Here is a 13,517-nt window from a genome sequence, read left to right as displayed (position 1 = left end):
CCTACGGAGGTAGCCCGCACCGTGGCCCAGTACATCTACGTCCTGGAAAAGGCGCGCAAGGCGCACGGCGACAAGGTCGTGCTCGACAACGTGACGCTGAGCTTCCTGCCGGGGGCCAAGATCGGTGTGGTCGGCCCGAACGGCGCCGGTAAGTCCAGCCTCCTCAAGATCATGGCAGGGCTGGACCGGCCGAGCAACGGCGAGGCCCGGCTGATGCCCGGCTACACCGTCGGCCTGCTCGCCCAGGAGCCCCCGCTCAACGAGAGCAAGACGGTCCTCGGCAACGTCGAGGAGGCGGTCGCCGAGACCAAGGAGAAGCTGGAGCGGTTCAACGCCATCGCCGAGCAGATGGCCACCGACTACACCGACGAGCTGATGGCCGAGATGGGCAAGCTCCAGGAGGAGCTGGACCACGCCGACGCGTGGGACATCGACTCCAAGCTCGAACTGGCCATGGACGCCCTGCGCTGCCCGCCGCCGGACGCCGACGTCACCCAGCTCTCCGGGGGTGAGCGCCGCCGGGTCGCCCTCTGCAAGCTGCTGCTGGAGGCTCCCGACCTGCTGCTGCTCGACGAGCCCACCAACCACCTGGACGCGGAGAGCGTCTCCTGGCTGGAGCAGCACCTGGCCAAGTACGCCGGCACCGTCATGGCGATCACCCACGACCGGTACTTCCTGGACAACGTGGCCGGCTGGATCCTGGAGCTGGACCGTGGCCGGGCCGTCGGCTACGAGGGCAACTACTCCACCTACCTGGAGAAGAAGGCCGCCCGGCTGGCCGTCGAGGGCCGCCGGGACGCCAAGATGAAGAAGCGGCTCACCGAGGAACTGGAGTGGGTCCGCTCCAACGCCAAGGCCCGCCAGACCAAGTCCAAGGCCCGGCTCGACAGGTACGACGAGATGGCCGCCGAGGCGGAGAAGACCCGCAAGCTGGACTTCGAGGAGATCCAGATCCCGCCGGGTCCCCGCCTGGGCAGCACGGTCATCGAGGCACACCACCTCAGCAAGGGCTTCGGCGACCGGCTGCTGATCGACAACCTGTCCTTCTCGCTGCCGCGCAACGGCATCGTCGGCATCATCGGCCCGAACGGCGTCGGCAAGACCACCCTGTTCAAGACCATCGTCGGGCTGGAGCAGCCGACCGGCGGCGAGGTCAAGGTCGGCCCGACCGTCTCGCTGTCGTACGTCGACCAGAACCGGCAGGGCCTGGCCGGTGACAAGACGGTCTGGGAGGTCGTCTCCGACGGGCTGGACCACCTGATGGTGGGCAAGGTCGAGATGCCGTCCCGGGCGTACATCGCCGCGTTCGGCTTCAAGGGCCCGGACCAGCAGAAGCCGACCAAGGTGCTCTCCGGCGGCGAGCGCAACCGGCTCAACCTGGCGCTGACGCTCAAGATCGGCGGGAACGTGATCCTGCTCGACGAGCCCACCAACGACCTGGACGTGGAGACCCTCTCCAGCCTGGAGAACGCGCTGCTGGAGTTCCCCGGCTGCGCCGTGGTCATCTCCCACGACCGGATGTTCCTCGACCGGGTGGCCACGCACATCCTGGCCTGGGAGGGCGACGACGAGGACCCGTCGCGGTGGTTCTGGTTCGAGGGCAACTTCGAGGCGTACGAGAAGAACAAGATCGATCGCCTGGGCGCCGAGGCGGCCCGCCCGCACCGGGTGACCTACCGCAAGCTCACCCGTGACTGACCGCTTCGTCTACCACTGCACGCTGCGCTGGTCCGACCTGGACGCGTACGGCCACGTCAACAACTCGCGCTTCCTCACCCTGTACGAGGAGGCGCGGGTGGCGTTGATGTTCGCCGGGGGCCGGGCCTGGGGGGTGGGCTCGCTCGCCGACGGGGTGGTCATCCGCCGGCACGAGGTCGACTACCTGCGCCCGGTCGACTACGCGCTGGGCCGGGCCACCGCGGAGGCGGCCCCGACCGTGCGCATCGAACTCTGGGTGGAGGAGATCAAGGCCTCCCGGTTCACCGTCGCCTACGAGCTGTACGACGGCGAGGTGCTGGCCAGCCGGGCCCGTTCGGTGCTGGTGCCCTTCGACCTGACGCGGCAGTCGCCCCGGCGGATGACCGCCGAGGAGCGGGCCTTCCTGCTGACGTACGCCCCGGCCGGCGACGCCGCCATGTCCGGCGGTGAGGGGACGACATGAGCGCGACCCACCCGGGCGGTGCGACGTCGCCGGCCCCGGCGGGCGGCGGCGGGCACGGGCTGGTCGGCACCACCGACGCCGGGGCGTTCCTGGCCCGGCTGGTCCGGTTGGCCCCCGACGCGGTGGTCCGGCTCCGGTCGGACGCGTCCGCCGGCCGTACCGCCATCTGGGCCCGGCTGCCGTGGAACGTGCTGGTGGTCCGGACGGTCACCGGGCCCGGCCCCGGCGATGCCACCGTCTCCGCCGGTGAACTGCTGGCCGTGCTCGACGGCGACGGCGCGACCCTGCCCGGCCGCCGGGACGCGCAGTGGCGCTGGCCGCTGCCCCCGCCGGCGTCCCGGCCGGTGGAGACGGTGCCGGTGGCCGAGGTACGGCGGATCGCGGCGGCGGCGGCCGGTGCGCTGCGCTCGGCCGCCGAGCACGGGGTGGCCGGCCGGGCGGTCGGCCAGCGGGCGGTCCGCGACGCGTTGTTGGACCACGTCCCGGTGCTGGTCTCCCCGGACGACTCGACAGCCGAACGCGTCGAGGTCAACCAGCGGCTGATCCAGGCGGTGGTCCGGATGGGATTCCTCGGCCGGGCCGACGCCGACGCGCCGACCGACGTCGGGGTACGGGTCGCCGGCCGATGGGTCGCCCTGGTGGGACCTTTCGGGGCGGCCTGGTCGCAGAAGGTCGCGGATCTTGTCGTCAACCCGATCCGGACTCGGCCGTTCGGCTGACCCTCGGTCGTTCTTCCGGGCTGGGGCTGCCGTTGGGGGGATGCCTCAGCCCGGCTGTCCGGGTACCGTCCATCCTCGGATCCAACGCACCGTAGGCGACTGGATCCGCTGGGGAGTGAGGTGCGCGAGCGATGCCGTGGTGGTCATGGCGGCCAGGTTCCGCAGAGGGCGGCGACCAGGCAACTCGAAGCGGGATCACAGTGGACGACAAGGTCCGGGTCGGGCCGCCGTCGCCCCGTCCACCAGGGGACGACGCTGCGCCCGCCGAACGGCCCACGATGACGGACCTGCCGGACACCGTGGCGCCGGTGACCCTCGGCCGGGTCTGCGCCGCACTCGACCGGCTCGACGTGCGTTACCTGGCCGACGGCGACGGCAACCTGCTGGCCATGTGGGAACGGCACGCCGTGCTGGTGACCCTGGAGGGCCCGGAGGACGAGATCCTGGTGATGCGGGCCCGTCCACACGCGACCGTGCCGCCGGACTGGGCCGACCGGGCCTACCGGGTGGTCAACGAGTGGAACCACACCCGCCGGTTCTGCAAGGCCTACATCGGTGACCCCACCGAGCGGGGTCAGCTGCCGATCTACGCCGAGTTGCAGGTGCCGCTCGGGGCCGGGGCGCACGACGCGCTCCTGGTGGAGATGCTCGACTGTGGTGCCGCGGTCGCCAGCACCTTCGTGGACTGGCTGCACGACGAGGGCGCCCTGCTCTGACCCCGACGCGGTGGCCGGCCGGCCGTCACGCGGGGTGGGCCGGGTCGTCCATGACGTTGACCATGAAGTACGCGGCCCGTTCCAGGTAGTCCCAGAGGGTGCCGGCCGCCTCCGGGGTGAGGTCGAGCCGGTCGACCGCCCGCCGCATGTGCAGCAGCCAGGCGTCCCGTTCGACGGCGCCGACCCGGAACGGGGCGTGCCGCATCCGCAGCCGGGGGTGACCCCGCTGGCTGGAGTAGGTGTTCGGCCCGCCCCAGTACTGCATTAGGAAGAGCGTCAGCCGCTCCGCGGCGGGCCCCAGGTCCTCCTCCGGGTACATCGGACGCAGCACCGGGTCGGTGGCCACCCCGGCGTAGAACTCGTCGACCAGCCGGCGGAAGGTGGGCTCGCCTCCGACCGCCTCGAAGAAGGTCGTCGACGGCTGGCCGGACTCTCCTGCGGCATTCACGCTCCCATCCTGCCAGGCCGCCGCAGCGTCGTCCGGCGCGTACCGCCGCCCGGCGCTGCGGGCTCGGTCACACCCGGCCGACGGCACCGGGCCGGTGGCTCAGCGGGTGGGCGCGTCGGCGGCGGTGGGGTCGGCTGACCGGGGTCGGGGTGGGACGGACCCGTCTACCTCGGCGGCGGGCGGGGCGGCCCCAGTCGGCCCCCGGGCGGCCAGGCTGGCGTTCCAGAGGTGGGTCGGCAGGTTGGCGACCACCAGGAGCATGAGCAGCACCCCGGCGGCGCTCCAGAGCCCGACCACCAGCGGGATGGAGAACCGTTCGGCGAGCAGACCCGTGGTCAGCACCGCGACGCCCTGGATCACCTGGAGACCGGTGGCCATCACCCCGAACGCGCGGGCCCGGAAACCGTCGGGCAGGGCCCGGACGAACAACCCGTTGGCGACCGGCAACAGGCCGCCGACGGCGAATCCGCAGCCGGCGGCGAGCAGCGCGACGGCCAACGGTGGCGGGTCCAGCAGGGCCGGCACCAGCACCAGTGGGGCGATCACCGCCATCGGCCGGATCAGCCGCACCCGGCGGGCCGGCGTGACCGTCCGCCCGATCAGCAGGCCGCCGAGAATGAAGCCGACCGGATTCGCGGCCATGATGACCGCCTGCGCCACCCCCGCGTCCAGCCCGCCGCTGCTGCCCGTGCGCGCCCAGGCCGCGGCCAGCCCCTCCGGCACGATGGCGAAGAGCATCGAGCTGAACACCAGTACGGCGATGGCCCGCAGAGCCGGGTTGCCGAAGACGATCCGGAAGCCCTCGCCGGTCTCGCGCAGCAGGTCACTGCGGTGCGCGGCGTTCATCGCCGGCGGACGGTCGCGCACCCCGAGCCGGACCAGGACGGCGGAGAGGGCGAACGTGGTCGCGTTGACGAGCAACGCGAGGGTCGGGTTCACGGTGGCGATGGCGGCACCCAGCAGGTAGCCGACGACCTGTGCGGCCTGGCCCACGCTGGCGTTGATGGACAGCCCCACCACCAGCCGGTCACCGGTCAGGATCAACGGCATCAGCGCCGACCGGGCCGCCTGACTCGGCGGATTGGCCAGCGTGGTGAGGAACAGCAGACAGAGGATCGTCCAGACCGGCATGCCCGGGATGGCGACCAGGCTGACCAGGGCCATCCGGATGAGGTCGCAGGTCACCATCACCTGCCGGTAGCGGTACCGCTCGGCGATCGTGGCGAGCAGCGGCCCGCCGATCAGCCAGGGCAGGAAGCTGACCGCGAAGGCGGCGGCGGAGAGGGCGACCGACTCGCTCTCCCGGTAGACCAGCACGGTGACGGCGGCCTTGGCGATGTAGTCGCCGACCCAGGCGAGGGTGGTGGCGCTGAGCACTGCCCGGTATTCACGCTGGGAGAACACCTCACCGAAGGTGGCTGCCCGCTCCTCGGCAGGTCGCTCGTCGGACACCGGGCCTCCATGGTCCCCCCAGGTCGGCCACCGGTCAGTGACGGTGCGCCCGGGAACCGTCGTCGGATCTACGGAGCAGCGAGGAAATGATCACGCTCCGCAGGGAGCGTGTACCGGATTCTGCCCGATCGTCTGACAACTGGCTAGGGCGAACGGCTCGACGGTCGCATCTCCGACTGAACGAACGGACGATACCCGAGGGGCCGGCCGGGCCGAAACCCGTCGATTCCCGGCGAGCGGTGGACGCCGGACAGTGGGCCGGCGGGCGGCCGTTCGACCGGACGCCGGCCCCTGGCTACGGGCGGCCGTCCGGGCCGGCGCCCGTGCTGCCCGTGCTGCCCGTGCCGGTCGGGCCGGTCGGGCCGGCGGGCGGGGTACCGGTCGAGCCGGTGGGCGGGCCGGTCGGGCCGGCGGGCCGGACGGTCGGGCCGCCGGGGCCGGGTTCGACGGGCAGGCCCGGGTAGTACCGGGCGGCGGCGATCTGGGCGGTGATCCCGGAGTTCTCCAGGGCCTCGGCCAGCCGTCGGCGCAACTCCCGGCCCACCGCGAACTGGCCGTCCGCCGTCGTCTTCACCACGGTACGGATCACCGCGCCGTCCACCGTCATCTGCTCCACGCCCAGCACCGTGGGCGGCTCGACGATCTCCGGGGACAACTCCGGGTCCAGCGACACCGAGGCCGCCGCCGTCCGGAGCACCGCGGAGACCTCCTCGGTGTTGGCGAAGCCGACCGGCAGGTCCACCACGACCAGGGCCCAGCCCTGGCTCTTGTTGCCGACCCGGATGATCTCCCCGTTACGGATGTACCAGAGCACCCCGCGACCGTCGCGGACCGTGGTGACCCGCAGCCCGACCGCCTCCACCGTGCCGGTGGCCTCGCCGAGGTCGACCGTGTCGCCCACGCCGTACTGGTCCTCGATCAACATGAAAAGCCCGGCGAGCAGGTCCTTGACCAGGCTCTGTGCGCCGAAGCCGAGCGCCACCCCGGCGATGCCGGCGCTGGCCAGCAGCGGGGCGAGATCGAAGCTGAACTCCTTGAGCACCATCAGCAGCGCGATGCCGAGGATGAACGCGGTGGCCCCGCTGCGCAGCACCGAACCGATCGCCTCGGCCCGCTGCCGGCGCCGCTCCGGCACGAACTGGGCAGGGGTCGGCGAGGCCTCGGGGATCCGCTCCCGCAGCGGTCGCAGCAGGGTCGGCACGGAGGCGTCGGTGGTCGTCCGGACCAGCCGCTTGATGGTCCGGTTCACCAACCAGCGGAGCAGCACCGCCACCAGCAGGATCAGGACGATCCGCAGCGGCTTGAGCAGGATCCAGTAGCTGCCCTCGGCGAACCAGAACGAGCCGGTGACGTCCCAGACGGCATCGCACAGGACGTCGTCCAGACAATCGGCCGAGGGGGAGGCCGGTGCCTCGGGGGTGGGGCCGGCGACGAGCGTACGACTGACATTGGTCACGGTGTCTTCGTACCGCACCCGCCGGGCCGCTCCGCCGCCGACCCGCCCGGCCCCGGGGCACGCCCGGCGGGCGGCGGGCGACCCGGTGCGGCGTACCCCTGCGGGGCGGAGCGGACCGAAACCGGTCATCTTGCCACGGCCGGGGGAAGCTTCCGGGCGGTACCCCGGATTAGTGCGTGCAATCCCGGTTCCGATCAGGGACTATTGGCCCAGCGGACGTCGGTGGTCCCACCCACGTCGGCCGTCGTCGCGTCGTGTCCCGTGACGGTCGGTCGGTCACGGGCGGGAACGCACTGGACCGGGAGGGTGAACCCGATGCCTGACATACGACCCACAGCGGGCTCCGGCGCGTTGGTCCTCAACGCCACGTACGAGCCGCTGTGTGTCGTGTCGGTACGTCGGGCCGCCATCCTCGTGCTCTCCGCCAAGGCCATCTGTGTGGCCGACGGGGAGGGCATCCTGCACAGCGCGCGCAACGCGTTACCGGTGCCCTCCGTGGTGCGGCTGACCCGGTTCGTCCGGGTGCCGTACCGCACCCACGTCGGCCTCTCCCGGCGGGCGATCTTCGCCCGCGACGGCTGGCGGTGCGCGTACTGCCGGGGGCCGGCCGAGACCATCGACCACGTCTTCCCGCGCAGCCGGGGCGGCCGGCACGCCTGGGAGAACGTGGTCGCCGCCTGCGCCCGGTGCAACCACACCAAGGGGGACAAGACCCCGGCCGAGCTGGGTTGGCGGCTGCACGCCCTGCCGGCGGCCCCGAAGGGCACCGCGTGGCGGGTGCTCGGTCACCGGGCCCCGGATCCCCGCTGGGCCGACTGGCTGGACCTGCGCGAGCCGGAAGCCGCCGCCTGAGCCCGAGGCCGCTGCCCGAGCCCCGCGGTCCGGGTCATGTCGCCTCAGGCGGTTCGGCGTCGACCAGGGACGCGAAGACCACCACGTTGTCGGCGTAGCCGGTCGGACCCCCGACCCACCGACCGCCGCAGGTGATCAGCCGCAGGTACGGGCGGCTGAAGTCGCCGAAGATCTCGTCCGCCGGGAACCGCTCCTTGTCGAACCGTTCCACCGACTCGACCTCGAAGACCGCCCGGGACCGGTCCTGGCGGGTCACCTCCACCCGGTCACCGGCCCGCAGCAGCTTGAGCTGGTGGAAGACCGCCGGACCGGTGTGCGTGTCGACGTGGCCGACGATCACCGCCGGGCCGTACTGGCCGGGGGTGGGGCCCTGGTCGTACCAGGCCGCCTCCTGGGCGCGGGCGGCCTCCGGCACGCCGATCGTGCCGTCGGGGGCCACCCCGACGGCGTGCACCGGCGCGGCCACGTCGATCTTCGGGATGGTGATGCCCACCGGCGGGCTCGCCGGCAGCACCGGGAAGTCCTTCGGTGGTGGACGTAGCCCGGCGGTGAGCCGGTCCGGCAGCACGCTGATCCCGGCCACCCGTTCGACCCCGAGCACGGCGACCACCAGCACCATCAGGGTGGCCACCACCAGCACCGGCGCGCCCGGCCCGGAGCGCCCGGCCAGGATCCCGGACCGGCCGGCGGGCCAGGGCCGCCGGCCGGTGGGCCGGTGCCGGTCGGTCCCCGGCGGTCGGGGGGTCGCCCCGGTGCCGCCGGCCGCGCCGTAGGTGGTGCTGACGCTGACGGTGACCACCTGTCCGGCGACCCGACGCAGCCGGGCCGTGGTGCGCACCACCAGCCGGCCGAGCGCCCGCCCCGAGCGGCCGACCGCCCGCAGCGGTCGACGCCCGGCCCGCCGGGTACGTCCTCGGGAGGCGGCCACGTCGGCGACCGGGTCAGGAACCGGTCCCGGGCCGCCGCCGGTTGACCAGGCCGAAGCCCGCCACCACGGCCAGCGTGGCGATCCCGCCGACGACCAGCAGCGAGCCGGTACCCGGGCCGTCGGCGGTGCCGCCGCCCCCGGTCGCCGGGCCCTTGCTGGGCTGGGTCATGTTGAGCACGGTCAGGTGGGTGACGGCGGTGTCCCCGGTGTTGTTGCCGCCGCTGGTGTTGCTGGAGCACCGCAGCTCGACCGGGTAGTCACCCGGCTCCCGGTTGCTCGGCACCGTCGCCGAGCCGGTGAGGAACCCGTTGTCCGGGCGCAGCGTCACCCGGCCGCTGAAGGCGTCCGAGTGCGCCTCGGCCTGCCGGTTGTTGCTGTTGTCGCAGCTGGCCCGGATGCTTACCCGCTTGCCGGCCTGGACGCTGTTCGGGGTGACCTCGATGAAGGTGTTGTCACCCGCTCGGGCCGGCTCCGCGCCGACCAGGACGAATGCGCCGACCAGGACGAACGTCCCGATCAGAGCGAGTACGGTGGAAGTGGCGGCGAGCACCCGGCTGCCGTCCGGTCGTGGACCCCGCATGATCCTCCCTTCCGGCACCGGTGCACCGGTCCTGCTGGGGCGACCCGCCGCGCTTTCCCCCTGCCCCGGCGACTAACCCGTTCGGGGTACCTGGGCCCTGTTCCGCGCCCACCGGTACGGCTCGTCCGGCCGGTCAGAGTGGCCCGAGCGGCTGCCGGTCGAGCGGGGTGGAGAGCACCATCGTGCTCGACGGCTGGCCGTACGGGGCCAGCCGGTCGATCACCTGCTCGAACGCGCCGATCGACGCGGCGGCGACCTTCAGCACGCTGCACGCGTCACCGGTGATCCGGTGGATCTCCAGGATCTCCGGCCAGTCGGGCACCGTCGGGTCGTGCAGGATGCACCGCGGTCCGTAACAGGACATCCGGATCAGCGCGACCACCCGCCGGCCGGCCCGGGTCAGGTCCACCCGCGCGTGGTACCCGGTGATCACCCCGGACTCCTCCAGCCGGCGGACCCGTTCGGCCACCGCGGGCGGGGACAGGTGCACCCGGCGGGACAACTCGCTGAAGGAGAGCCGGGCGTCGGCCTGCAACTCCCGCAGCAGCGCCCAGTCCATGTCGTCCACCACGGTCACCTTTCAGATCCGAAACCGTCTCACGACTATCGGTTTCAGGATGACAGGTGACCGGGGGCGAGCGCCGTTGATCCGGCATTCCTCCGGCGGTGGAGACCGGGAGATCATGAAGTACCGGCGCACGAAGGGAGACCAGTGGTGGAGACGAATCTGCGGGAGCTGACGCCCCCGACGGCGGTGCGGCCCGTCACCGCCGGGCAGCGGGTGTCCCGGGCGGCCCGTAACGGCGGTCAGCCGACCCTGGAGTTCACCGACCGGGTGCCGTACGACGCGTACGTGCACGCCAGCACCCTGCACACCCTGCAACAACCGCTGAGCGACGACCCGGGCGAGATGTCCTTCCTGGTGGTCAGCCAGATCATGGAGCTGTACTTCGGGCTGACCTGTCACGAACTGCGCCAGGCCCAACGGGACCTGCGCGCCGACCGGATCTGGGCGGCGCTCGCCCCGCTGCGCCGGGCCACCCTGCACCTGCAGGGGCTCAACGCGGCCTGGCGGGGGCTGAGCTGGATGACCCCGGCCGACTTCAACCGCTTCCGCGACCTGCTCGGTGAGGGGTCCGGCTTCCAGTCGGCGATGTACCGGCACCTGGAGTTCCTGCTCGGCCTGCGCGACCCGGCGCTGATCCGCCCGTTCCGCCGGCAGGAGCAGGTCCACGCCGACCTGCGGGCGACCCTCGCCGCACCGAGCCTCTGGGACGACGTGCTCGCCCTGCTCGCCCGGCACGGCCACGACCTGCCCGCCGAGCTGCTGGCCCGGGACGTCGCCGACGAGCACCAGCCGCACCCGGCCGTCGAGGCCGCCTGGGTGCGCGTCTACGCAGAGCCGGGGCCGGAGAACCAGCTGCGGATGCTGGGTGAGGCGCTGGCCGGGGTGGCCGAGGAGTTCGGCGACTGGCGGTGGAACCATCTCAAGGCGGTGCAGCGCACCATGGGTGCCAAGGCCGGCAGCGGCGGGTCCGCCGGGGTGACATGGTTGCAGCGCAGCATGGCCCGGGTGGTCTTCCCCGAGCTGTGGTCGGCCCGTACCGCGATGTGACCGGAGAGTGAGACGCACCATGACCACCCACGAGGCCGAAGCCCAGCGGCGCGATGCCGCCGATCCCGGCCACCGGCACCTGTTCCACGTGCCGCCGGCCGAGGGCGGGCGCTACCCGGAGACGGCGTACTTCGCCGGCAACTCGCTGGGCCTGCAACCCCGGGCCACCCGGACCGACCTCCTGGCCGACCTGGACACCTGGAGCCAGATCGGGGTGGAGGGCTGGTTCGAGTCGCAGCGCCCGTGGACCCGGTACCACGAGCTGTTGACCGGGCCGACCGCCCGACTGGTCGGCGCCCGGACCACCGAGACCGTGGTGATGAACACCCTCACGGTCAACCTGCACCTGCTGATGGTCTCCTTCTACCGCCCGGCCGGCGAGCGGACCAGGATCGTCATCGAGGACGCCGCCTTCCCCTCGGACAGCTACGCGGTGCGCAGCCAGGCCCGCTTCCACGGCCTGGACCCGGACGAGACGGTCGTCCGGCTGCGGCCCCGCGCCGGCGAGGACACCCTGCGCACCGAGGACGTCACGGCGTACCTGGCCGCCGAGGGGGAGCGGGTCGCCCTGGTCCTGCTGGGCGGGGTGAACTACCTCACCGGCGAGCTGATGGACATCCCGGCGATCACCGCCGCCGGCCGGGCCGCCGGGGCGGTGGTCGGCTGGGACCTGGCCCACGCGGTGGGCAACGTGCCGCTGTCCCTGCACGACTGGGACGTCGACTTCGCCGCCTGGTGCACCTACAAGTACCTCAACTCCGGCCCGGGGGCCCTGGCCGGTCTCTTCGTCCACGAGCGGCACCTGGGCGATCCGGACCTGCCCCGCTTCGAGGGGTGGTGGGGCAACGACCTGGCCACCCGGTTCGAGATGGCCCAGGTCTCCCGGCCGCCGGCCACCGCCGACGCCTGGCAGGTCTCCTGCCAACCGCTGCTGGCGATGGGACCGGTACGGACCTCGCTGGAGCTGTTCGACGCGGTGGGCATGCCTGCCCTGCGCGAGCGCAGCATCCGGCTCACCGGCTGGCTTGGGCAACTGCTGGACGAGGTCACCGCCGACCGCCCGCTGACCGTGGTCACCCCGCGTGATCCGGACCGCCGGGGCTGCCAGCTCTCCGTCCGCATCGGCGTCGGCAGCGCCGCCGAACTGGCCAGCCGCCTGCGGTACGAGCACGGGGTGATCGCCGACTCGCGGGAGCCGGACATCATCCGGTTCGCCCCGGTGCCGCTCTACTCGACGTACCACGACTGCTGGCGGGCGGCCGAGGCTCTCGCCGCCACGGTCGACGTGACGAAACCGGCGTAAGTGCCGGTTCGCCGGTCTGTCGGCGGGGTGTTCGTGGTCCGACGGGGCAGGATGACGGGATGGCCGAGCCGCACGACCTGACCGCGCTGGAGCAGGCCGCCGCGATCGCCGGTGGCGATCTGCTGCTCTGCCCCACCCTGGCCGCGCCGCAGGCCCCGGTGGGCTGGTTCACCGACCCCGGTGACCCGGCGGTGGAGTTCGACCGGCAGCGGCGGTTCTCGCCCTACTGCGCCGTGTTCAACCTCACGGGTGCTCCGTCGGTCTCGCTGCCGGTCGGTGCCTCCGTGGACGGCGGGTTGCCGGTTGGCGCGTTGCTCACCGGACGAATGGGAGAAGACGCCCGTCTGGTCGCGGTGGTCGCCGAGGTCGAGCAGGCCAGCGGCGGGTGGGATCGCCACCCCGCAATCTGGCGGGCGGTCGACTCCGCTAACGTGAATGGCAGCGGATCCGGGTGGTCGGCGACATGACTTCCGTCCGACCCGTTACTCAAGGTCACTCTTCCGCCTGGGGGCGTTGGGATTGTCTGTAACCGAGACTCTGCTGATCTTCGTCGGCATCCCGGCTGCCGCGGTGCTGGTGATCGCCGGCCTGGTGCTCGCCGGTGGCCGTGGCGGCCGGGGCGGCACCAAGCGCTACCGGCCGGGCCGACCCTTCGACTTCACTCCGGTCTGGTTCCTGGGCCGTCCGGAGCAGCTGGCCGACTCCGCCGGCACCGTGCTCGCCGCAGGCGCGCAGGCACCGGCGCTGACCAGTGGCACGCAGCAGCAGGCCGGCGTCGAGGCGCCGGCCGGGGGAACCGGAGGCGCAAGTGACCGTTGGTGAGAAGCAGACGGCCGGGCCGGGCAGCCCGCCCGAGGTGCTGGACGGGCCGTTCTCGACCCGGCAGCTGCTGCGCATCGACGAGGCCCTGCGCCTGGCCGACCAGGGCACCGGACTGGTCTTCTCGGTCTACGTCGGCGCGCTGGACGAGCCGGTCCGTGAGCACGCCCAGCGGCTGCACCGCCAGCTCGCCGACCCGGACGAGTCGGTGCTGATCGCCGTCTCACCCAACCAGCGTCAGCTGGAGGTGGTCACCGGCCGGCAGGCCCGTAAGCGCATCCCCGACACGTACGCCAAACTGGCCGCGCTCTCCATGGTGGCGGCCTTCGGCGTGGGCGACCTGGCCGGCGGCATCATCAACGGCCTCGACCAGCTCGCCAGCCACGCCGGCAAAGCGTAAGGAAGGGCCCCCTCTTAACGCATCCGGTCGAGAGGGGTACCCCGCTAACCACCGACACCCGGCCCGCC

Annotated in this window: 15 protein-coding genes and 1 pseudogene; 10 read left to right on the top strand and 6 right to left on the bottom strand. The window is 72.7% G+C overall.

All coding sequences use genetic code 11. From position 1 onward, the window contains the following. The first annotated feature begins 21 nt into the window (after positions 1-21). The 4 genes from ettA (at position 22) to ACN28G_RS19550 (ending at position 3,596) form a co-directional block, all read left to right on the top strand. Entirely contained in the window at positions 22-1,698 is a 1,677-nt protein-coding gene (gene ettA, locus ACN28G_RS19565) for an energy-dependent translational throttle protein EttA (protein ID WP_421480046.1), read from the top strand. After that, on the top strand, positions 1,691-2,161 hold the full coding sequence (locus tag ACN28G_RS19560) for an acyl-CoA thioesterase (RefSeq protein ID WP_091442631.1): 471 nt from the start codon (positions 1,691-1,693) through the stop codon (positions 2,159-2,161). Before ettA ends, ACN28G_RS19560 begins: the two co-directional genes overlap by 8 nt. Beyond that, complete coding sequence (locus tag ACN28G_RS19555) at positions 2,158-2,880, top strand: hypothetical protein (RefSeq protein ID WP_421480045.1); 723 nt, start codon at positions 2,158-2,160, stop codon at positions 2,878-2,880. The genes ACN28G_RS19560 and ACN28G_RS19555 overlap by 4 nt, the downstream gene beginning before the upstream one ends. Before the next feature lie 131 nt (positions 2,881-3,011). Further along, positions 3,012-3,596 (top strand): YbjN domain-containing protein, encoded by a 585-nt coding sequence (locus tag ACN28G_RS19550; RefSeq protein WP_421480044.1) that lies wholly within the window; start codon positions 3,012-3,014, stop codon positions 3,594-3,596. A gap of 25 nt (positions 3,597-3,621) precedes the next feature. Here ACN28G_RS19550 and ACN28G_RS19545 read toward each other — a convergent pair whose 3' ends face one another. The 3 genes from ACN28G_RS19545 to ACN28G_RS19535 all read right to left on the bottom strand — a co-directional run bounded on the left by ACN28G_RS19545 (position 3,622) and on the right by ACN28G_RS19535 (position 7,081). Next, a complete protein-coding gene (locus ACN28G_RS19545; protein ID WP_091442620.1) occupies positions 3,622-4,044 on the bottom strand; it encodes a globin in 423 nt (140 codons plus the stop codon). 99 nt (positions 4,045-4,143) lie between these two features. Next, a complete protein-coding gene (locus ACN28G_RS19540) occupies positions 4,144-5,496 on the bottom strand; it encodes an MFS transporter (protein WP_091442616.1) in 1,353 nt (450 codons plus the stop codon). A gap of 295 nt (positions 5,497-5,791) precedes the next feature. Then, a complete protein-coding gene (locus tag ACN28G_RS19535) occupies positions 5,792-7,081 on the bottom strand; it encodes a mechanosensitive ion channel family protein (RefSeq protein WP_421480043.1) in 1,290 nt (429 codons plus the stop codon). A gap of 186 nt (positions 7,082-7,267) precedes the next feature. On the opposite strand from ACN28G_RS19535, the gene ACN28G_RS19530 reads away from it, so the two are divergent. After that, on the top strand, positions 7,268-7,804 hold the full coding sequence (locus tag ACN28G_RS19530; RefSeq protein WP_091447139.1) for an HNH endonuclease: 537 nt from the start codon (positions 7,268-7,270) through the stop codon (positions 7,802-7,804). Positions 7,805-7,838: 34 nt separating this feature from the next. Here the strand turns inward: ACN28G_RS19530 and ACN28G_RS19525 are convergent, their stop codons facing one another. The 3 genes from ACN28G_RS19525 to ACN28G_RS19515 all read right to left on the bottom strand — a co-directional run bounded on the left by ACN28G_RS19525 (position 7,839) and on the right by ACN28G_RS19515 (position 9,880). Further along, positions 7,839-8,732, bottom strand: coding sequence for a class F sortase (locus tag ACN28G_RS19525; protein WP_421480042.1), 894 nt, complete (start codon positions 8,730-8,732; stop codon positions 7,839-7,841). 13 nt (positions 8,733-8,745) lie between these two features. Further along, complete coding sequence (locus tag ACN28G_RS19520) at positions 8,746-9,312, bottom strand: hypothetical protein (RefSeq protein ID WP_421480041.1); 567 nt, start codon at positions 9,310-9,312, stop codon at positions 8,746-8,748. Between the two features lie 133 nt (positions 9,313-9,445). Then, entirely contained in the window at positions 9,446-9,880 is a 435-nt protein-coding gene (locus tag ACN28G_RS19515) for an Lrp/AsnC family transcriptional regulator (protein ID WP_091447128.1), read from the bottom strand. Positions 9,881-10,027: 147 nt separating this feature from the next. Between ACN28G_RS19515 and ACN28G_RS19510 the strand changes: the two genes are divergently transcribed. The 5 genes and pseudogenes from ACN28G_RS19510 to ACN28G_RS19490 all read left to right on the top strand — a co-directional run bounded on the left by ACN28G_RS19510 (position 10,028) and on the right by ACN28G_RS19490 (position 13,449). Then, on the top strand, positions 10,028-10,927 hold the full coding sequence (locus tag ACN28G_RS19510) for a tryptophan 2,3-dioxygenase (protein WP_091447124.1): 900 nt from the start codon (positions 10,028-10,030) through the stop codon (positions 10,925-10,927). 19 nt (positions 10,928-10,946) lie between these two features. Beyond that, the gene (gene kynU / locus ACN28G_RS19505) at positions 10,947-12,230 is read left to right on the top strand and encodes a kynureninase (RefSeq protein ID WP_421480040.1); all 1,284 of its coding nucleotides are present in this window, start codon (positions 10,947-10,949) and stop codon (positions 12,228-12,230) included. A gap of 107 nt (positions 12,231-12,337) precedes the next feature. After that, positions 12,338-12,697, top strand: a pseudogene (locus tag ACN28G_RS19500) (amidase family protein); the annotation flags it as partial. A 70-nt stretch (positions 12,698-12,767) separates the two neighbouring features. Further along, positions 12,768-13,052 carry a hypothetical protein gene (locus tag ACN28G_RS19495; RefSeq protein WP_421480939.1) on the top strand — a complete coding sequence of 95 codons (285 nt, stop codon included), beginning with the start codon at positions 12,768-12,770 and terminating at the stop codon, positions 13,050-13,052. Further along, positions 13,039-13,449, top strand: a complete 411-nt coding sequence (locus tag ACN28G_RS19490) for a DUF5130 family protein (protein WP_091442610.1) — start codon at positions 13,039-13,041, stop codon at positions 13,447-13,449. The genes ACN28G_RS19495 and ACN28G_RS19490 overlap by 14 nt, the downstream gene beginning before the upstream one ends. The last annotated feature ends 68 nt before the right edge of the window (positions 13,450-13,517 follow it).

The organism is Micromonospora sp. WMMA1923 (genome assembly GCF_049179195.1).
Lineage (GTDB): Bacteria > Actinomycetota > Actinomycetes > Mycobacteriales > Micromonosporaceae > Micromonospora > Micromonospora yangpuensis.
This window is presented reverse-complemented; position numbering and strand designations above follow the sequence as displayed.